Below are 18,776 nucleotides of genomic sequence, written 5' to 3'. Positions count from 1 at the left end.
AGGCTTTTCGTCGATCAGATGCTCTACTATCAGAGGGTAATTTACTCGGTGACTGTTCATAGCAAGTCACCGAGTAAATGATTAATTACGCTTAAATACTGCCCAAATCGGCGCATGATCAGAGGGCTTGTCAATCGCTCGTAGTGGATAATCAATATCGGATTCAACACAGTCTACAGCGAGTGAAGGTGTCGCGAGAATGGTATCAATACGCAGGCCACGGTTATCATCAAATCCTCTAGAGCGGTAATCAAACCACGAAAATTTATCTTCAACGCTGGGATGAAGTTTACGGAAAGTGTCCTCTAATCCCCAATCCAGTAAGCGTTGTAGCCATTGACGCTCTTCCGGTTGGAAAGAGCATTTCCCTGTTTTTAACCAACGTTGACGGTTCACTTCACCAATACCAATGTCTAAATCGATAGGACTGATGTTGATGTCACCCATCACAATGATCGCTTCATCTGGTGTGTGATAGTCAGTGAGATAATTCATTAAATCTTGATAAAATTGACGCTTATAAGGGAACTTGGTTTCGTGATGAATATTATCTCCTTGTGGGAAATAACCGTTCAATACCGTTACTTTATCGCCATTCTCATCAAGAAATGTGCCGATAATCATTCGTTTCTGGTGGTCGTCATTGTCTGTCGGAAAGCCTTTTTGAATCGCTAGCGGCGGCTGTTTACACAATAATGCAACGCCGTAATGGGCTTTTTGACCATGAAAATAGACGTGATAACCCATCGCTTCTACCGCTTGGACCGGAAAAGCCTCATCGTGCACTTTGATTTCTTGCAAGCCGATAATATCGGGTTGATGTTTATCGATCAGGGCTTGCAGTTGATGCAGTCGTGCGCGCAATCCATTGATATTAAAACTGACAATTTTCATTTCTCTTCCTTTAATTTACTTTCAAGGTCGCGTTTTACGTAATCGAGAGCGAGTAAGGCAGTGCGTGGATCCACCTGATTCGATTCGAGAAGATAGATAAGATCGACGGCCAACTTAATTTCATCGGGCGCATCATCTAAAGTTGGGAGAGGGGACATATCTCGTTCTCATCGTTCTATTGTGAGCCGTTATTCTGCAGGTTAATCAGTTGCGCTTCAATGATCGCTTTCGCTTGTTGGCAACGGTTAAGACGCTGTTTGGCTAAAGATAGGGTTTGTTGTGCCTGTTGATAGTAGCGTGCTGAGGTTTGTTCAAGTTGATATTGTCGATTAAGTACCAGCGTCAATAGACGCTGTTCCCATCGTTGATGCTGGATTAACTGTTCGGCTAATTGAGATTCACTCATATCCTTAGCTAAAGTAGGACGTTCGCTGTCTAGCCCATCGCGTTGCAAAGTATTCTCCCATTCGTCAACCACGCGTTGCAACGCCTCTAATTGAGTACATAAACGATCGCTTAGGTGTTGTACTTGCACTAGGTTGGGATTAGATTCACAGCAAGTTTGGCTCAACTGAGAGAGCGTGTGTTGTGTTTCATGTACACATGACTTCAAGGAGTATACGTTTTTCTTAAACAATTGACTGTCGAACCAGCGCCTTGCCTGATGACGATATTGTTGGTCGATAAGTTCGCTATAACACATTAAGCGTTGCAGTCGTTTAGTCGCCGATCCGAACCGGTCATTGTTAGTGATAGGTTTACGGTGAGTTAATTGTTTAGAGCGAGCGGGAAATAATGCTTTCACCATGATTATTCAATAATCCGTTGAAAAGGGGGAAGCGCATCCAAGAGTGCTTTGCCGTAGCGTTTAGAAACGATACGTCGGTCAAGCAGAACTACTCGGCCAGAATCACTTTCTTTACGCAATAATCGCCCCACGGCTTGAATTAATTTTTTACTCGCCTCAGGGACACTAATTTGCAAGAAGGGATTACCCCCGCGTTGCTGAATATATTCAGCATGGGCTTGTTCAACGGGAGAACTAGGCACAGCAAAAGGAATTTTGGTTATGATGACGTTTTGTAAAAGTTCACCCGGAAGGTCCAGCCCTTCCGAAAAGCTACCAGTACCAAAAAGGATGCTTGTTTTGCCGCATTGCACGAGCATTTTATGTTTATTGAGCAGCTCAGTTCTGGATGTTGTACCTTGCATTTGCCAATCCCAAGCTTTTTTTAGAAATTTTTTGCTGATTTTTTGCTCAACCTCTTTCATTTGCCAGTAAGAAGCAAACAGGACCAAATTGGCTTGATTAGGGACAATGTACTGATGAATCTTTTCGACGAGATGATCGGTATATTGTGCCGCTTGCGGCTCATAATCCATCTTAGGGATCAATAGCTTGGCTTGATTTTGATAATCAAACGGCGACGATAAGGCTAAAAATCGTACGCCATCTTCTGGCTTTTCACTGATCCCGGCCTGACGACAAAAGAAACTGAATGAATTTAAGGCTCGCATCGTCGCAGAAACCAAAATGGCTCCAACACAGCGACTCCAAATTTTTTGATCCAACTGCCAACCAATTTCAAGAGGTGAGACATTAACAATATAGTCGCCTTCTCGTCCATTATGGATTGCTAACCAGCGTGCGAGTGGGGCTCCTTTTTCTCGTTTAGGCTCAGCCATTAATTGCCAAACTTGGGCGAGTTTTTCTAAACGTTGTAAGAAGAAACCTAATTCGGCGAGAACAGGCTCAGCTAAACGGCTGGCCAGTTCACCGTCTTTGACACGTTCGGCGATTAAATCCGTAATTTTGCTCACGGCTTGGTTGGCTTTTTGAGAATGTAGCTTAAGTTCTTTGGCTTGTTCTTCAAGCCAGCTAGGAAGTTCACCATGTTCAAATCGCAGCACATTCTCTTCAAAAGCGCTGGCATCAAACTGATTGGGTAGTTGATTGAGGAGCGGGATCAGTTGTTGCAAGGCGTTACGGGCTTCATTTTCAAAGCGTGCGACTCGTTTGGCATCCGCTAGCGATATCGCGCGCGCGAGCGCTTGATTGAGCTTTTCTAACCAACTAACGCTGCCTTTCATACTGGCTGAGGCTGAGGCATGTTCACGGGCCACATGAGGCAGATGGTGCGCTTCGTCAAACACATAAATGGTATTTTCAGGTTCAGGAAGAATCACGCCTCCACCTAAGTCGGCATCGGCCATCACCAAGCTATGATTGGCGATAATGACATCGGCTTTATCCATTTCGGAGCGTGCTTTTTGAAAAGGACAATCTCGATGAGCGGCGAAGCTACCATTACAACTGTGTTTATCACTGACAATAGTTGACCACACTAAATCAGAGATAGGGCTTGGCCAACTGTCACGATCGCCATCCCATTGCCCGTTTTTTAGCTGTTGATAAAGCGTCTGCAACTGTTCAGTGTCTTTTGCTGTTGGTTTACTCTCAAACATCGCTAACTGATTGTTATCGTGACCACAAGCCACCGCCAATTTTTCGGTGCAGCAATAACGTTGTCGGCCTTTGGCGATCAGTAAAGAAAAGTTTTGATCGGTGATGCGGCGATACAGTGGCAAATCTTTGTGCATCAACTGTTCTTGCAAAGCAACGGTTGCGGTGGATATCACCACTTTACGTTGATTAAGTCGTGCGACAGGGATGACGGCCATTAAATAAGAGAGTGATTTACCAATCCCAGTTCCTGCTTCTGCGACGATCATGCGGGTTGAAGCGTGATATTGACCACAGAGTGTTTTGGCAATTTCTGCGACCAGAAAATTTTGTGCGCGCCGAGGGATAAAATTATCCAACTGATGGTGCAGGTTTTGGTAACTGGTACGAATGGATTGTTGAATTTTTGTGGTTAACATAACTGGACCTAAGTAGCAGGAGCAGGATAGTAACACAGCTTTTTGGATGAGCGGTGGGGAATTTTGTTGGATGAAATCGAAAACTTTGCCGCCATGAGTCCGATAATTGCCTGCTTTTAAATCAATTCTAGATCTTGCTCACAAAAAAAAACTGAACCTTCATACACTTAAGATGTTCAAGATGCATTTTAGTTTTTAATGCTTTTTGTTTTCTTAAATTTGGTCTACTAATCTGAAAGTCGCATTTAATTTAGATTTAAGTTCTAATTATTGGTGTATTGTTAAACTATTTAACATTTATTATTAATTATATTTTTCACCTTCAATGCTTATCAATAGAGTGGGATTTAGATTTAACTTGTTGTTATTTAATGGTTTATGTTGTTTTTATAAATATTTTTTTTCATATTTGACATGCGCCGTATTCTTTTGCAATCTAAAGCTCGAATTTAGTGGCGATGGTAACTAACCGCAGAGTTAGCCGACCATCTTCTAAAACTAAGGGAACCGAAACGGAATTCCCATACTAAGAAAAGGCAGTGGATTATTATGAAAAAAACTCTAGTCGCACTACTGGTTGCTTCAGCAGCAACGTCAGTAAACGCAGCAGATATCTACAAATCAGACGACGTGACTGTCGATTTTTACGGTCAACTTCGTCAGCACGTTGAGTTTACAAACAAAAAAGACGCAAACGGTAACAGTGTTGATCCTAAAATTGACCAAGGTTCTTCACGTGTTGGGGTAAACCTCACTTACAAAGCTCTTGAAGAAGGTTTGGATGTTGTTGCTAAAGTTGAGTACCGTGTTGGTGAAAGCTGGGAATTGCGTCAGCACTACATCGGTATGAGCTCAGAGTACGGTGTTATGACCTACGGTAAGCACAGCCCTCTTTATGATGATGTATATGGTGCTGAATATTCATACCATTATGGTTTGGCACCATACCGTGGTGGTCTGGATACTAAAGAAAACTTTTGGCAAAGCAGTGCAATTAAATACCAGTTGGCTCTAGACAATAGCTGGGTGAAGGCACAATACAACCTAGCTGAGAATAACACCAATGCTGAGTTGTTCGAGATCTACGCTGGTACTACTTATGATTCATGGGCTCTGCATATTGGTGGCGCTTCAATGACTGACAAAGTTGGCGTGAAAAATGTCGAGTCAACTTACTTTGAAGCGACAGCTGAGTACCTATTAGGTAAAGGTACGGTTGGTTTTACTTATGCTTATAACGAAGATAAGAATAAACTGACTGATGGTAAAGTGAAATCTAACGGTTTCCACCTAGGTGCTAAGTACGAAGTTGCTCCAAAAACTTCGCTTTACGGTGGTGCACAATTTATCGATGGTAAGAACGATGCGGCCGACATTACTAACCTATACCTAGGTGCTGAGTATATGTTTGCTAAATGGGCACGTACTTATGTTGAATACGGTTTCAACGATACTGATAACGAGAAAAACGTAAGCAGCCTTGCTATCGGTGCTCGTGTTTACTGGTAATTCATAACGTTATTGTTACTATAAGCCCAGCTATGCTGGGCTTTTTTATGTTTTATGGGAGAAACTATCGTAATGACGACTTATATCAACCTAATCTGGCGTGGATGCTTACTGGCCTGCAGTATGGTTAGTCTGGCTCATGCTCAAGTACAATTAGTGGTGCCTGAGGCGATTAACTTATCCGTAGTCAATTTAGAAAAACCGCGGCTCGAAGGTGGGTTATTTAGTAGCAATAAAACGCTGGTTTTGCCTAATGGGACGCATCAAATCGCTTTTCGTTACTCCCAGCCATTTGTGAATCGCGATACGGTAGAGACGGTCAGCAGTGAATTAGTCATCGTGCGCTTTAATGCTGAAAATCAAGAGCTAACATTTCAGTTACCCGATTATCGCAATGCCCAGCAAGCACGAAGAGAGATTGATCAGTTTACCTGGCAATTGGTTGATGCCACTAACCAACGACCAATTGAACAGACCAGTGACATTATCGCCATCAGCGGTTTTGTACTTGGACAAAATTTTATTGATAGCGTGATGGAATACAATAAACAATCCGGTAAAGCGTCGATTAGCATGAGCTACCTGACGGTGGATAATCGGACTAAATTGATACCTAGTCACTCTCAGCCGCTTCCCTCAGCCGATGAAGACTCTCTTGTCAGTCAATTGCAACAGCTCTATTTGCAAGCGAATCAGCAGCAGAAAGCCATCTTTCGTCAATGGATCGGTCAGCAAGAGTAATTGGGAAGACTGAAAAACAGTTTACCCACAGCATTGCTTGAATTTTTTACCGCTCCCGCAAGGGCATGGCTCATTACGTCCGACTTTATTGTGCTTTGGAAAGGTGCCATCAATGTAGAACCACTGCTGATTTTCCCTCACAAAACGTGATTGTTCTTCTAAGCAAAGTGTTTGCTGCTGATCAACAAAGAAGGCTTTAAAGTGCACAAAACCTTCGTTGGGATCACTCCCCAACCAGGTTCGTATGATTGCTAATCCTGTCCATTGGCTATTGATCGAATCTGCGATCGCCTCGCGCTGAAGATCGGCGTGGCAAGAAGAATGGTAGGTATTGATGACAAAATCGACTAAACCTAATACATGGGCACTATAGCGAGCCCGCATTAATTGCTCTGGGGTCTGTGCATTAGTAGGATCAGAATGAATCGGTTGGCAGCATTTGGCATATTCAACTTGACGTTGACAATAGCAGATATCCATAAAATAAAATCATCATAGAAAAAGAGTCAACGAAGTTTAAGGATAATGGAGATAGCTGTCTACTGATGGCTATTAAACAAATCCGCAGTCCAATTAACCGCTTGATGATAACAATCACTGATGGTTTGTTCCGCTAATGAGAGCTGCTTAGCCAGATCGTTCACGGTTTGCCACTCAGCTTGTTCATACGCTTTAATCAGTTGCAGTACCTTACCTAACTGACCGGCCCCTGAAACAATCGCGTCTTTGACTTGCTGTTCAATCGGCATCTCTTCAATAATATCTGCTAAGGGTTGATCGAGTAAGCCATCAATCAGTGAGAACATTCCTGTTAGAAAAGCATTGCCTGATTGGTCGGCATTGGCAATATTGAGAGACAATAATTCACAATAACGAGCTCGCTGAATGGATAAACCATACAGTGCATCAGGCTTATCTTTATGAGTGGAGGCAATCGCGACTAAAGAGACAAAGCGACGTAATCTTGTCTCACCTAGATAAACTAGGGCTTGTTTAAAGGAGCGTATTTTTGAGCTCACCATGGCCGAAGAATTGACAAAGGTCAGTAATTTATACGAGAGCGTCAAATCTTTACTGATTAATCTTCCTAACTCTTGATAGTTAATCTCTTCCTTGGCAATTTCTTTGCAGAGTTGCACGATGGTTAAAAATGCGGGTTCCAGTGCTTTTCGTTGAATTAACGCTGGCTGACTAAAGAAATAACCTTGAAAGTATTCAAATCCAGCTTGCTTTGCTGACTCAAATTCTTGATAGGTTTCAACTTTTTCGGCTAGAAATTGTATGTTGTGTTTTTGATATTGCTTAATAAATAAGCGAGCTTTTTCGATAGGAACAGTATGAATATCAAATTTTATAATGTGGATATGAGGCAAAAAAGCTGCCCACTCTTTACTGGGTACAAAATCATCGAGGGCAATAGTATAACCGAGCTTTTTGAGCTCAATGATCGCCTTAAGCAGTTCCTCGGTGGGTGTACAGCCTTCCAGTACCTCGACAACCAAGTTACTGGAAGGAAATAGGGTAGGTACGAGGTTAATTAAGCTTTGATAAGGAAAATTAACAAACTCCCATAATTTTCCGGCACGATATTGTACTGACCAAAAGTGGTCCGATAACAATCGACTGGTGGCAAGTTCGGCGTCGATTTGTGGGAAGGTATTGTTAGGACCATCACGAAACAGTAGTTCATAACCGACTGTGTTACGCTCTCGATCTAAAATCGGTTGCCTTGCAATATAGGAGTACTTCAATAGGACGCCCTTCTTAGTTATCTATCGCCTTAACGTACCACCATTAATAGTAGTACGTCTGTTAAGCTAACCCAATGGATGTTATTTAAAAGCGTTTTTATGTTCGAAAAGCTAATCAACTTTTGGTGATAAAAGGGATTGTTTCTAAAGCATAGCCTTGTGGAGAATAGCGTAGTACCGATCCTTGATGATGCCAATCGCCAAGAACGATCCGGATTTTTGTCTCTTCGTTATCGATATGATGAATAGCAGGGCGATGGGTATGGCCATGGATCATTAATGTAACTTGATGCTCTTCCATCACTTTGATGACTTCACTAGGAGTGACGTCCATGATCTCCATGGCTTTATGGACTTTATCGCTGCGAATATCGCTTTGTACACGGCGAACAATACGTTTTTTTAGGCAATAAGGTAATCGGTTAAATACCCATTGTAGCCAAGGTTGATGGACTTTTTCACGGTAGGCTAAATAACGAACATCTTCGGTGCATAGGGTATCACCATGTAATACCACCGCAGATGTGCCATACAAGTTAATCCGTGCCTCTTGCTCAAGTAACATCACACCCGTGTCTTTCGCAAAACGTTTACCTACCAAAAAGTCGCGATTACCATGGATGAAGTAACACGGTACGCCAGCAGACGTCAGTTGCTGAAATTCTTGCTTAATTTGTCGACTAAAAGGGGTCGGGTCATCATCTCCGATCCAGAAGTCGAATAAATCGCCCAATACATACAAAGCATCGGCTTGGGTCGCATCATTACGCATGAACTGAATAAAGCAATCCGTAATATCGGGACGTGAAGGGGTAAGATGAAGATCTGAGATAAATAATGTGTACATAAGGCCGTTAATGGAGCGCAGCCGCGCTCCATCCATTGATTATTCTGCAATAGTCGTATGAGTAATCACAACTTCATCCAGTGGAACGTCTTGATGCATGCCATAAGAACCTGTGCTAACGGTCTTGATTTTATTGACGATATCCATGCCTTCAATCACTTCACCAAATACGCAGTATCCCCAGCCGTCACGACTTTCAGACTTAAAATCAAGGAAAGTATTGTCATTGACATTAATAAAAAACTGCGAGCTTGCAGAATGTGGGTCCATGGTGCGTGCCATTGCTAGTGTGCCCGTTTTATTGCTCAAACCATTGTTTGCTTCATTGCGGATAGGTGCACGAGTCGCTTTTTCACGTAGGCCAGAAGTCATACCACCACCTTGGATCATAAATCCATCAATCACACGGTGGAAAAGCGTATTGTCATAAAAGCCATCGCGGCAGTATTGTAAAAAATTGGCACTGGTTTCTGGCGCTTTCTCGGTATTGAGTTGAATTTTTACGTCACCAAAATTGGTATGTAGGGTGATCATAGCTATTACCTTTACTTGTTTTGTATGAATGGCTGATTTTAGCCTAACTTTTTGCGCATTCAAAACACCAAATGGATGACCTAGTGATAATAGAGTTGTTATACTCGCTTATCATTTTAGTAATTAACGGTAAGTAGATAGAGATCATGCTGAAGATTTATAACTCGCTCACAAGACAGAAAGAGGAATTCAAACCCATTACGGCCGGAAAAGTCGGCATGTATGTCTGTGGAGTCACCATATACGATCTCTGTCACATTGGTCATGGTCGTACCTTTGTCTCTTTTGATGTGGTATCGCGCTACTTACGCTATTTGGGTTACGATCTCACCTTTGTGCGTAACATCACCGATATTGATGACAAAATCATCAAACGTGCCGCTGAGAATCAAGAGTCTTGCGATTCATTGACGGAGCGACTCATTCAAGAAATGTACACCGATTTTGATGCGCTCAATATATTGCGTCCAGATATCGAACCACGTGCCACGGCTTATATTGAAGAAATTATTGCCTTGGTAGAACGGCTGATTGATCGCGGCTTTGCTTATGTTGCCGATAACGGTGATGTCATGTTTGAAGTCAGCAAATTTAAAGAGTATGGCCGATTATCCAAACAAGATCTAACTCAACTTCAAGCGGGCGCTCGGGTTGATATTGAGACGGCAAAACGTAGCCCGCTGGATTTTGTATTATGGAAGATGTCTAAGCCGGGCGAGCCAATGTGGCAATCACCATGGGGTCAGGGACGTCCCGGTTGGCATATTGAATGCTCAGCGATGAACTCATCCATTTTGGGTAATCATTTTGATATCCATGGTGGTGGCTCTGATTTGCAGTTCCCGCATCATGAAAATGAAATTGCCCAATCTTGCTGTGCTCATGATACCCAGTATGTGAATACTTGGATGCACAGTGGCATGGTGATGGTAGACAGAGAAAAAATGTCAAAATCATTAGGTAATTTCTTTACCATTCGTGATGTGTTGCAGCATTATGACCCAGAAACTGTACGCTATTTCTTAATGTCTGGTCATTATCGTAGTCAGTTGAATTACAGTGAAAAAAACCTCACCCAAGCTCGAGCGTCTTTAGAACGTCTCTATACTGCTTTACGTGGTTTGGATATGACGGTCGCAGCGGCTGGTGGTGAAGAGTACGTTAGCCGCTTTACCAGCGCGATGAATGATGATTTTAATACCCCAGAGGCCTACTCGGTATTATTTGATATGGCGCGTGAAGTCAACCGACTTAAAACAGAAGATATGCTTCAAGCCAGTGCTTTGGGGGCATTAATGCGTGAGTTAGCGGATGTGATCGGTATTCTCTATCAAGAACCAGAAAGCTTTTTGCAAGGTTCGATTGGCAATGATGAACAAACCAGTGAAATTGAAGCGCTGATCAAACTGCGTAATGACTCACGAGCGAATAAAGATTGGGCGAATGCCGATCTTGCTCGTCATAAATTAACGGAGATGGGGATTATTTTAGAAGATGGTCCTAACGGAACCACTTGGCGACGTAAATAAGCGTGCCATCTCCACGATACAGCGGGTGAATCGCCCGCTGTATTCTTTTCCTGCTGAGTATTTTCTTGTACCTGACGTGATTGAGTGATGGGATTCGCTTTAGGCATTGTTTGTCCTATTTTGGCTATGCTGATAACAACGGTGCCCAATGACGAAACATCGTTTAGGTATATCAACTAGGAATAAAACATGTCAATAATCCTGGGTATTGATCCCGGATCGCGCATTACTGGCTATGGCGTTATTCGTCAACAAGGCCGTCAACTTATTTATCTTGGCAGTGGTTGTATTCGTACCTCGGATCAAGAACTCCCTTTGCGACTCAAACAAATTTACGCTGGAGTGAGTGAAATTATTACTCAATTTCAGCCAGACGCTTTTGCTATTGAACAAGTCTTTATGGCGAAAAATGCCGATTCAGCGTTAAAGCTAGGTCAAGCTCGTGGTAGTGCCATTGTCGCCGCCGTGAATGCTGATTTACCCGTTTATGAATACGCGGCACGCTTGATCAAACAAGCGGTGGTTGGAACGGGCGGGGCAGATAAAACTCAGGTCCAGCATATGGTGCAGCAAATGCTGAAATTACCAGCAAAACCTCAAGCGGATGCCGCAGATGCATTAGGTGTCGCTATTTGCCATGCCAACACCAATAAAACGTTATTGGCTTTAGCTGGTAAAGCCACTCATGCTCGGCGTGGACGTTATCGCTGAGTTTAACTGGCTATCCATCCAGTTATTTATTATTATCTAACACATTCTCTCCTAGTTATTAGCAAGGAAATCCCAGTGATTGGACGTCTGCGTGGCCTATTAATAGAAAAACAACCTCCGCAAATTGTGATTGAAGTCAATGGCGTTGGTTATGAAGTACAAATGCCGATGAGTTGTTTTTATGAATTGCCGAATATTAATGAAGAAGCGATCATCTACACACACTTTGTGGTTCGCGAAGATGCCCAGCTTTTGTATGGATTTAATACCGTGAGCGAGCGAGCTTTATTTCGAGAAGTGATTAAAGCTAATGGCGTTGGTCCTAAGATGGGGCTAGGGATTTTATCCGGTATGACGGCGAGTCAGTTTGTGGCTTGCGTTGAACGCGAGGATATCTCAACTTTGATTAAACTACCTGGAGTAGGTAAAAAAACCGCCGAACGTCTGTTAGTTGAAATGAAAGATCGCTTAAAAGGCTGGGGAAGTGGTGACTTATTTACCCCAGCGACGGATGCTGCACCATTAGACTCCTCTCCAGTGCATTCAGAGCAAAATGCACAGGAAGAAGCGATCAGCGCTTTACTCTCTTTAGGTTATAAACCCATTCAAGCCTCTAAAGTCGTTTCTCAAATGGCAAAACCAGGAATGACCAGTGAGCAATTAATTAGAGAAGCATTAAAATCAATGGTTTGATGATGTTCAGTCTATTATCTGGGTGGCGGCAGCGTCTCATTTTCCGCCTTGAACTATGCTAATGAATACTGACTCTGTTGCCCTTATCATTACATCATGGGAATCTCTGTTATGATCGAAGCCGATCGCCTTATTGCCCCAATCAGTCCTGCTTTTAAAGAGGAAGAAGTGATTGATCGGGCCATTCGACCGAAAAAACTTGCCGACTATCAAGGACAAGATCATGTTCGTGATCAAATGGAAATTTTCATCCAAGCGGCACAAAAACGCAGTGAACCTCTTGATCACTTATTAATTTTTGGTCCACCTGGACTGGGTAAAACTACGTTAGCTAATATTGTCGCCAACGAAATGGAAGTGAATATTCGTACTACTTCAGGTCCAGTTTTAGAAAAGGCTGGGGATTTGGCGGCGCTGCTGACTAATTTGGATGAAAATGATGTTTTATTCATTGATGAAATTCATCGTTTGAGCCCAATGATTGAAGAAGTACTTTATCCTGCCATGGAAGATTATCAATTAGATATTATGATAGGTGAAGGTCCTGCGGCACGATCGATCAAAATAGATTTACCGCCTTTTACCCTAATTGGAGCGACTACCCGCGCTGGATCGCTCACTTCGCCCTTACGTGACCGCTTTGGTATTGTGCAACGTCTAGAATATTATAATGTCGCTGATTTACAGAATATTGTGCAGCGCAGCGCGCAATGCCTTGGATTGTCAATGGATGCCGATGGGGCATTAGAGGTCGCACGCCGCGCGCGAGGTACACCACGGATTGCTAACCGTTTATTGCGCCGAGTACGAGATTATGCAGAAGTGAAAGGCAATGGACATATCTGTCTGGATACGGCGGGTAAAGCGCTCGATATGCTTGATGTCGATCATCTCGGTTTTGATTATATGGACAGAAAGCTACTGTTGGCGATCATGGAAAAATTCTCTGGTGGTCCCGTTGGACTTGACAACTTAGCGGCTGCGATTGGCGAAGAGAAAGATACCATTGAGGATGTATTAGAACCTTTCCTTATTCAGCAAGGTTATTTGCAGCGCACCCCTCGTGGACGCATTGCAACCGATCGAGCCTATCTGCATTTTGGAATAGAAAAGTAGTCTCTGATTTCAATTTGATACGCCATTTCAGCATCAATCTAAGTAAAGCTTCGCTTTCCTGATCAATAAACTCAATACTGTCGAACGCTTCAACTATCGGCAGTATTGAAGCGGCCTTATCTGCAAAATATCTCCTGTATTCGTTTTATAGCCATGTCATACACGCTCTGTATGATTTAGGTGTGTTTATGTCAGAGCCTACTGGCTAGTGAGTGGCGACATGAACCAACGAGAGAAGAGCGCTGAATACTCGACGATAGAAACGGTGGAATAAGCTCAAAATATTTTTATTTCGGTCACATTTTTACACATTACTTAAAATGACGAAAAATAGACTAATTGAGTTTATTGTTAACTGATTGTGTTTAATATCCGTATCCGCTCTGCTTTTTTTTACCTTATTAAAACACCCAATCTGACCTTTTCTTGATTTGTATCATTTTGTTGTTTTTTTGCGCATTGATGTGTCATGGAAATTGATTTAAATCAAAGCGCTTTCCCGAACAAACCCTTTGAAACTCAGGGTCTTTGGCAGTAGTATTAGTCGCAGCTATATTAGCTAGAGCTTAACGATTTACTAACCACAACGGCACATAATTGCAACAATTCATTACAGGAAATTAAGCGGTGATCTTACGTTTAATTCATGTATACGTTGGGCGTTATGTCATAAGTGTCATTCAGCCGACACAAAGGAGTTACCATGATTGATGTAGTGGAGCTATCGCGGTTGCAGTTTGCACTGACAGCGATGTATCACTTCTTATTCGTTCCATTGACTTTGGGCATGGCGTTTTTACTCGCCATTATGGAGTCACTTTATGTAATGACCGATAAGCAAATCTATAAGGACATGACTAAGTTCTGGGGTAAGCTTTTCGGGATTAACTTTGCACTGGGTGTAGCGACTGGCTTGACCATGGAGTTCCAATTCGGAACCAACTGGTCTTACTATTCTCACTACGTCGGCGATATTTTTGGTGCGCCGCTCGCCATTGAAGCGCTGGTCGCTTTCTTTTTAGAATCAACCTTTGTCGGTTTGTTCTTCTTTGGATGGGATAGGCTTTCTAAACGCCAACACCTTACCGTAACTTGGCTGGTTGCTTTAGGCTCTAGTTTCTCTGCCTTGTGGATTCTTGTTGCTAACGGTTGGATGCAAAACCCTGTAGGTGCTGAGTTCAATTTTGAAACCATGCGTATGGAAATGGTTAGCTTTGCCGATGTGGTGCTCAACCCGGTCGCACAAGTTAAATTTGTTCATACAGTGGCTGCTGGTTACACCACTGGTGCGATGTTTATTCTTGGTATCAGCGCTTACTACCTACTGAAGGGACGTGATGTTGCGTTTGCTCGCCGCTCATTTGCTATCGCCGCCTCTTTCGGTATTGCCGCTGTTCTATCAGTGATTGTACTGGGTGATGAATCAGGCTACGAATTGGGTGATGTACAAAAGGTAAAACTAGCGGCTATCGAGTCTGAATGGCACACTGAACCTGCTCCTGCTGCGTTTACCCTATTTGGTATTCCTAACCAAGAAACGATGCAAACGGATTATGCGGTCAAAATTCCTTATCTGATGGGGATTATCGCGACTCGTTCATTAGATAAAGAAGTCACAGGTTTACGTGATCTACGTGAAGAGCACTTAGATCGTATCCGTAATGGTATGTATGCCTACGACCTATTACAGCAGCTTCGTGCTGGTGATAAATCTGAAGAGAATATGCTGGCCTTTAATGAGGTTAAGCAAGATCTCGGTTATGGCTTACTGCTAAAACGATACACTGAGAATGTTGTTGATGCCACAGAGGCGCAAATCCAAGCAGCAGCAGACGATTCTATCCCTACGGTATGGCCGCTATTCTGGTCTTTCCGAATCATGGTTGCTTGTGGTTTCATTATGCTGTTTGTCTTCGGCGCGGCGTTTGTGCAAACTTGTCGCCAAAAAATCGAGCAGAAAAAGTGGGTTCTCAAAGCGGCACTATGGAGTATTCCATTACCGTGGATTGCTGCTGAGGCAGGTTGGTTTGTCGCTGAATATGGTCGTCAGCCTTGGGCGGTAGGTGAAATACTTCCGGTTAACGTTGCAGCATCCGCATTGACGGCTGGACAAATTTGGACATCATTGATTGCGATTTTAGCACTGTATACGTTATTCCTTATTGCTGAAGTGTATTTGATGCTTAAGTTTATTCGCAAAGGCCCAAGTAGCTTGAAAACTGGCCGCTACCATTTTGAACAAAATGGCAGCTCGTTGGAAGACAAAGTCAACCGTCAAGTCGAAGCCTAGGCAAGGAGAAAGCAATATGTTTGATTATGAGATCTTACGACTGATTTGGTGGGTACTGATTGGCGTCCTACTTATCGGTTTTGCCATCACCGATGGCTTTGATATGGGGGTTGGAGCATTAGTGCCTATTTTGGGTAAAAATGATTCTGAGCGTCGTGTAATGATTAACTCGATTGCCCCTCACTGGGATGGTAACCAAGTATGGCTCATTACTGCAGGTGGTGCGCTATTTGCTGCATGGCCTTTGGTTTATGCTACATCATTCTCAGGTTTTTATCTGGCGATGATCATTACCTTAGCGGCATTATGGTTACGTCCTCTAGGTTTAGACTATCGCTCTAAGATAGAAGATCCAAAATGGCGTAATACTTGGGACATTTGTATCTCGATCAGTGGCTTTGTTCCACCAATCATTTTTGGTGTCGCGTTTGGTAACTTGTTACAGGGGGTGCCTTTCCAATTGAACGAATTGATGATGCCAAGTTATCATGGTTCATTCTTTGGTTTGCTTAATCCTTTTGCTCTAGTGTGCGGATTGGTTAGCTTGTTTATGATCTTGATGCAAGGCGCAACGTGGTTACAAATGAAGACCACCGGTGACTTACATGTCCGTGCGCGCAATACCGCTCAAATTGCTGGTCTATTGACTTGTGCTTTATTCGTATTAGGTGGTTTTTGGATTCAGCATATTGATGGCTACGTTATTATTAGTGCGATAGATACCTCAGCTGCGTCAAATCCTCTGAATAAAGAAGTGGTTCGTGAAGCTGGTGCTTGGATGCATAATTTCCAACAGTACCCAATTTTATGGCTTGCGCCAGCTTTGGGTGTGATCATGCCACTTTTAGCTGTACTGGCTTCTCGTTTTGAAAAATGTGCGCTAGGGTTCTTGGTTTCAAGTTTAGGTAATGCAGGAATCATCCTAACGGCTGGTTTTGCGATGTTCCCATTTGTTATGCCTTCAGATTTAGTACCAAGTCATAGCTTAACCATGTGGGATGCTACATCGAGTGAGTTAACTCTTAACCTAATGACTGGGGTGGCCTTTGTTATGGTGCCTATTATCTTGAGTTACACGGTATGGTCTTACTACAAAATGTTCGGTCGCTTGGATAACAAGTTTATCGAAGATAACAAACACTCACTTTACTAAGGAGCGAAACAATGTGGTACTTTGCATGGATTCTTGGTGTGTTGCTGGCTTGTGCGTTTGGCATCATCAATGCTCTTTGGTTAGAGCACTCTGAAATGATGGATAAAGACCGTGAGTAATTGGTCTGAACGACTCACTAAGCTGCATCAGCCATTAGATAATGGTGCTCTGAGAGCGTTAGTTATGCTATTAGGATTTTACCATGTTGCAATGGTCATGTGGGATCCTGAGGCTTATGCAGTAAGTATTGGTGGGTTTAATGCCATTATTGGTCCATTACTGATTTGGGCAATGTGTTCAAGTATGGTTTACGGGGTCGGTTTCAAACCACGTTATTGGTTATGGCAGGGGATTTTTAGTCCTTACTTTTCATTGCCGATCCTTGTTGGCTTCTTGTTCTTGCGTTTTTCAGGTTTATCGTAAAGTTATTAATAAAACGGTTATCATATCAATGTAATGTTAGCGCTATCTATTTATTAGATAGCGCTATTTTTTTAGTGTAATCCAACAAAATCTTACGCTTCTTCTTGTGCTCACGCCGCTGAGATGCGTTATAGTAATACCCTTATCTAACCATGACTGAGGCAACTTAGCATTATGGGGCAAGTTTTTGACTGGCCGATAACGGTCTATTATGAGGACACAGATGCTGGTGGTGTGGTTTATCATGCCAATTATCTGAAGTTTTTTGAGCGTGCACGGACGGAAATACTGCGTGCGTTTGGTTTTTCTCAACAGCGATTATTGGAACAAAATATTGGTTTCGTGGTCCGAACAGCAAATGTTGATTTCATTCGTGCTGCACGTTTGGATGATCAATTAACCGTAAAAACCTCGGTCGTTGAACTTAAAAAAGCCTCTTTAACTTTCTGTCAAGAGCTGGTCAATCCTAACGGTCAGCTATTGTGTAAAGCCTTAGTTAAGGTAGCATGTATCGATAACCAGAAAATGAGGCCGACTGGATTGCCTCAATCAATGATTTTGGAGTTTACTCATAGTGACTGCTGATATTTCAATGCTCGATCTATTTTTACAAGCCAGTTTACTGGTTAAATTGGTGATGTTAATTCTTCTAGGTATGTCGGTTGCATCTTGGGCGGTGATTATTAAACGTCACAAAGCGTTGGCTCAAGCGGAACGCCAAGCGGAAGAATTTGAAGACAAATTTTGGTCAGGTACCGATTTGTCTGTTTTGTATCAAGAAGTTAAAAAGCGTAAAGATACGCTAGAAGGTACCGAAGAGATTTTTTACAGTGGCTTTACCGAGTTTGCTCGTTTACACAAAAGTAATGCCAATGCGCCAGATTATATTATGGAAGGTACTGGGCGGACGATGAGAGTGACGGTAGCGCGTGAAGTTGACGATCTAGAAGCGCATTTGCCCTTTTTAGCCACAGTTGGTTCAATTACGCCTTATATCGGCTTATTTGGGACGGTCTGGGGAATTATGCACGCCTTTATCGCATTAGGTGCTGTTAAACAGGCTACGTTAGCGATGGTGGCCCCAGGTATTGCTGAAGCTTTAGTCGCTACCGCAATGGGTTTATTTGCTGCGATTCCTGCTGTCATCGCCTACAACCGATTCAGCAGTAAAGTGACTAAACTAGAGCATACCTATGCTACGTTTTCTGAAGAGTTCCACAGTATTTTACACCGCCAAGCCATGGCGGGTAGGGAATAACCTATGACTGGCTATCAACCGAAGAAACGGAAGATGACAGCAGAGATCAACGTTGTACCCTATATCGATGTCATGTTGGTGTTGTTGATCATCTTTATGGTGACTTCACCTTTTATTACTCAAGGGGTAGAAGTTGAGTTACCAAGATCGACCATTGCTCAATCAACGGCAGAGCTTGCTGGCGACAGTGAAGCAAGCTTTATCATTGTTGAGGTTGATCAAACGGGTAACTTAGGATTAAGTGTCAATGATGAAGAAATGCAACGCGGACTTTCATTACAAGATTTGATTGTTCGAGTAAAAGCAGAGTTATCATTAAAACCGGATTCACCTGTTGCTGTTGGGGGAGATGCTGCGACACCATATGCGGAAATCGTTTTAGTCTTAGATGAATTAAGTCGAGCCGGTGTTGCAAAAGTCGGTCTATTAACAGACATAAAATAA

At 42.8% G+C, this 18,776-nt stretch carries 21 protein-coding genes; 13 read left to right on the top strand and 8 right to left on the bottom strand.

Annotation, left to right across the window (positions count from 1 at the left end):
* Positions 1–81: 81 nt before the first annotated feature.
* From xthA to dinG, 4 genes are read right to left on the bottom strand one after another with little or no spacing between them, the layout of a single operon-like run.
* The gene (xthA, locus tag BSR11_RS06790) at positions 82–894 is read right to left on the bottom strand and encodes an exodeoxyribonuclease III (protein WP_072669682.1); all 813 of its coding nucleotides are present in this window, start codon (positions 892–894) and stop codon (positions 82–84) included.
* Entirely contained in the window at positions 891–1,052 is a 162-nt protein-coding gene (gene rsmS / locus BSR11_RS06785; protein WP_072669681.1) for a pleiotropic regulatory protein RsmS, read from the bottom strand. The genes xthA and rsmS overlap by 4 nt, the downstream gene beginning before the upstream one ends.
* Positions 1,053–1,069: 17 nt before the next feature.
* On the bottom strand, positions 1,070–1,702 hold the full coding sequence (priC, locus tag BSR11_RS06780; protein ID WP_072669680.1) for a primosomal replication protein PriC: 633 nt from the start codon (positions 1,700–1,702) through the stop codon (positions 1,070–1,072).
* Between the two features lie 2 nt (positions 1,703–1,704).
* The gene (dinG, locus tag BSR11_RS06775) at positions 1,705–3,777 is read right to left on the bottom strand and encodes an ATP-dependent DNA helicase DinG (protein ID WP_072669679.1); all 2,073 of its coding nucleotides are present in this window, start codon (positions 3,775–3,777) and stop codon (positions 1,705–1,707) included.
* Between the two features lie 549 nt (positions 3,778–4,326).
* On the opposite strand from dinG, the gene BSR11_RS06770 reads away from it, so the two are divergent.
* Together BSR11_RS06770 and BSR11_RS06765 are read left to right on the top strand one after the other, a co-directional pair.
* Complete coding sequence (locus tag BSR11_RS06770) at positions 4,327–5,286, top strand: porin (protein ID WP_072669678.1); 960 nt, start codon at positions 4,327–4,329, stop codon at positions 5,284–5,286.
* A gap of 72 nt (positions 5,287–5,358) precedes the next feature.
* Positions 5,359–6,027, top strand: a complete 669-nt coding sequence (locus tag BSR11_RS06765) for a DUF2057 family protein (protein ID WP_072669677.1) — start codon at positions 5,359–5,361, stop codon at positions 6,025–6,027.
* 21 nt (positions 6,028–6,048) lie between these two features.
* Here BSR11_RS06765 and BSR11_RS06760 read toward each other — a convergent pair whose 3' ends face one another.
* The 4 genes from BSR11_RS06760 to BSR11_RS06745 all read right to left on the bottom strand — a co-directional run bounded on the left by BSR11_RS06760 (position 6,049) and on the right by BSR11_RS06745 (position 9,159).
* The gene (locus BSR11_RS06760; protein WP_072669676.1) at positions 6,049–6,507 is read right to left on the bottom strand and encodes a YchJ family protein; all 459 of its coding nucleotides are present in this window, start codon (positions 6,505–6,507) and stop codon (positions 6,049–6,051) included.
* A gap of 59 nt (positions 6,508–6,566) precedes the next feature.
* Positions 6,567–7,778, bottom strand: a complete 1,212-nt coding sequence (locus tag BSR11_RS06755) for an EAL and HDOD domain-containing protein (protein WP_072669675.1) — start codon at positions 7,776–7,778, stop codon at positions 6,567–6,569.
* 115 nt (positions 7,779–7,893) lie between these two features.
* The gene (gene lpxH, locus BSR11_RS06750; protein ID WP_072669674.1) at positions 7,894–8,625 is read right to left on the bottom strand and encodes a UDP-2,3-diacylglucosamine diphosphatase; all 732 of its coding nucleotides are present in this window, start codon (positions 8,623–8,625) and stop codon (positions 7,894–7,896) included.
* 39 nt (positions 8,626–8,664) lie between these two features.
* A complete protein-coding gene (locus BSR11_RS06745) occupies positions 8,665–9,159 on the bottom strand; it encodes a peptidylprolyl isomerase (RefSeq protein ID WP_004394955.1) in 495 nt (164 codons plus the stop codon).
* Between the two features lie 146 nt (positions 9,160–9,305).
* Here BSR11_RS06745 and cysS point away from each other — a divergent pair, with 146 nt between their 5' ends.
* From cysS to BSR11_RS06690, 11 genes are all read left to right on the top strand, one after another.
* On the top strand, positions 9,306–10,688 hold the full coding sequence (gene cysS / locus BSR11_RS06740) for a cysteine--tRNA ligase (protein ID WP_072669673.1): 1,383 nt from the start codon (positions 9,306–9,308) through the stop codon (positions 10,686–10,688).
* A gap of 189 nt (positions 10,689–10,877) precedes the next feature.
* On the top strand, positions 10,878–11,399 hold the full coding sequence (gene ruvC / locus BSR11_RS06735) for a crossover junction endodeoxyribonuclease RuvC (protein WP_072669672.1): 522 nt from the start codon (positions 10,878–10,880) through the stop codon (positions 11,397–11,399).
* 75 nt (positions 11,400–11,474) lie between these two features.
* Positions 11,475–12,092 (top strand): Holliday junction branch migration protein RuvA, encoded by a 618-nt coding sequence (gene ruvA / locus BSR11_RS06730; RefSeq protein WP_072669671.1) that lies wholly within the window; start codon positions 11,475–11,477, stop codon positions 12,090–12,092.
* Positions 12,093–12,203: 111 nt separating this feature from the next.
* Positions 12,204–13,208: a Holliday junction branch migration DNA helicase RuvB gene (gene ruvB, locus BSR11_RS06725; protein WP_072669670.1), complete on the top strand. Its 1,005-nt coding sequence runs from the start codon at positions 12,204–12,206 to the stop codon at positions 13,206–13,208.
* Between the two features lie 703 nt (positions 13,209–13,911).
* Positions 13,912–15,498, top strand: a complete 1,587-nt coding sequence (gene cydA / locus BSR11_RS06720) for a cytochrome ubiquinol oxidase subunit I (RefSeq protein ID WP_072669669.1) — start codon at positions 13,912–13,914, stop codon at positions 15,496–15,498.
* A gap of 16 nt (positions 15,499–15,514) precedes the next feature.
* The gene (gene cydB / locus BSR11_RS06715; protein ID WP_072669668.1) at positions 15,515–16,651 is read left to right on the top strand and encodes a cytochrome d ubiquinol oxidase subunit II; all 1,137 of its coding nucleotides are present in this window, start codon (positions 15,515–15,517) and stop codon (positions 16,649–16,651) included.
* 11 nt (positions 16,652–16,662) lie between these two features.
* On the top strand, positions 16,663–16,770 hold the full coding sequence (gene cydX / locus BSR11_RS06710) for a cytochrome bd-I oxidase subunit CydX (RefSeq protein ID WP_010319196.1): 108 nt from the start codon (positions 16,663–16,665) through the stop codon (positions 16,768–16,770).
* Complete coding sequence (ybgE, locus tag BSR11_RS06705) at positions 16,763–17,074, top strand: cyd operon protein YbgE (protein WP_072669667.1); 312 nt, start codon at positions 16,763–16,765, stop codon at positions 17,072–17,074. The genes cydX and ybgE overlap by 8 nt, the downstream gene beginning before the upstream one ends.
* 174 nt (positions 17,075–17,248) lie before the next feature.
* Positions 17,249–17,659, top strand: a complete 411-nt coding sequence (gene ybgC / locus BSR11_RS06700; protein ID WP_072669666.1) for a tol-pal system-associated acyl-CoA thioesterase — start codon at positions 17,249–17,251, stop codon at positions 17,657–17,659.
* Entirely contained in the window at positions 17,649–18,332 is a 684-nt protein-coding gene (tolQ, locus tag BSR11_RS06695) for a protein TolQ (protein WP_072669665.1), read from the top strand. Before ybgC ends, tolQ begins: the two co-directional genes overlap by 11 nt.
* Positions 18,333–18,335: 3 nt before the next feature.
* Positions 18,336–18,776 carry an ExbD/TolR family protein gene (locus BSR11_RS06690; protein ID WP_072669664.1) on the top strand — a complete coding sequence of 147 codons (441 nt, stop codon included), beginning with the start codon at positions 18,336–18,338 and terminating at the stop codon, positions 18,774–18,776.

This window comes from Vibrio injensis, from assembly GCF_001895205.1.
GTDB lineage: Bacteria > Pseudomonadota > Gammaproteobacteria > Enterobacterales > Vibrionaceae > Vibrio > Vibrio injensis.
The sequence above is the reverse complement of the archived record's forward strand: the minus strand, read 5'-3'. Positions and strand labels throughout refer to the sequence as shown.

What these genes read in the sequence shown, in the direction of transcription:
- priC (WP_072669680.1), bottom strand. Translation starts at nt 1,702, where the DNA reads ATGGTGAAAGCATTATTTCCCGCTCGCTCTAAACAATTAACTCACCGT.
- BSR11_RS06745 (WP_004394955.1), bottom strand. Translation starts at nt 9,159, where the DNA reads ATGATCACCCTACATACCAATTTTGGTGACGTAAAAATTCAACTCAAT.
- cysS (WP_072669673.1), top strand. Translation starts at nt 9,306, where the DNA reads ATGCTGAAGATTTATAACTCGCTCACAAGACAGAAAGAGGAATTCAAA.
- cydB (WP_072669668.1), top strand. Translation starts at nt 15,515, where the DNA reads ATGTTTGATTATGAGATCTTACGACTGATTTGGTGGGTACTGATTGGC.
- dinG (WP_072669679.1), bottom strand. Translation starts at nt 3,777, where the DNA reads ATGTTAACCACAAAAATTCAACAATCCATTCGTACCAGTTACCAAAAC.
- xthA (WP_072669682.1), bottom strand. Translation starts at nt 894, where the DNA reads ATGAAAATTGTCAGTTTTAATATCAATGGATTGCGCGCACGACTGCAT.
- rsmS (WP_072669681.1), bottom strand. Translation starts at nt 1,052, where the DNA reads ATGTCCCCTCTCCCAACTTTAGATGATGCGCCCGATGAAATTAAGTTG.
- BSR11_RS06760 (WP_072669676.1), bottom strand. Translation starts at nt 6,507, where the DNA reads ATGGATATCTGCTATTGTCAACGTCAAGTTGAATATGCCAAATGCTGC.
- ruvC (WP_072669672.1), top strand. Translation starts at nt 10,878, where the DNA reads ATGTCAATAATCCTGGGTATTGATCCCGGATCGCGCATTACTGGCTAT.
- BSR11_RS06690 (WP_072669664.1), top strand. Translation starts at nt 18,336, where the DNA reads ATGACTGGCTATCAACCGAAGAAACGGAAGATGACAGCAGAGATCAAC.
- ruvB (WP_072669670.1), top strand. Translation starts at nt 12,204, where the DNA reads ATGATCGAAGCCGATCGCCTTATTGCCCCAATCAGTCCTGCTTTTAAA.
- ybgC (WP_072669666.1), top strand. Translation starts at nt 17,249, where the DNA reads ATGGGGCAAGTTTTTGACTGGCCGATAACGGTCTATTATGAGGACACA.
- BSR11_RS06770 (WP_072669678.1), top strand. Translation starts at nt 4,327, where the DNA reads ATGAAAAAAACTCTAGTCGCACTACTGGTTGCTTCAGCAGCAACGTCA.
- BSR11_RS06765 (WP_072669677.1), top strand. Translation starts at nt 5,359, where the DNA reads ATGACGACTTATATCAACCTAATCTGGCGTGGATGCTTACTGGCCTGC.
- cydA (WP_072669669.1), top strand. Translation starts at nt 13,912, where the DNA reads ATGATTGATGTAGTGGAGCTATCGCGGTTGCAGTTTGCACTGACAGCG.
- cydX (WP_010319196.1), top strand. Translation starts at nt 16,663, where the DNA reads ATGTGGTACTTTGCATGGATTCTTGGTGTGTTGCTGGCTTGTGCGTTT.
- lpxH (WP_072669674.1), bottom strand. Translation starts at nt 8,625, where the DNA reads ATGTACACATTATTTATCTCAGATCTTCATCTTACCCCTTCACGTCCC.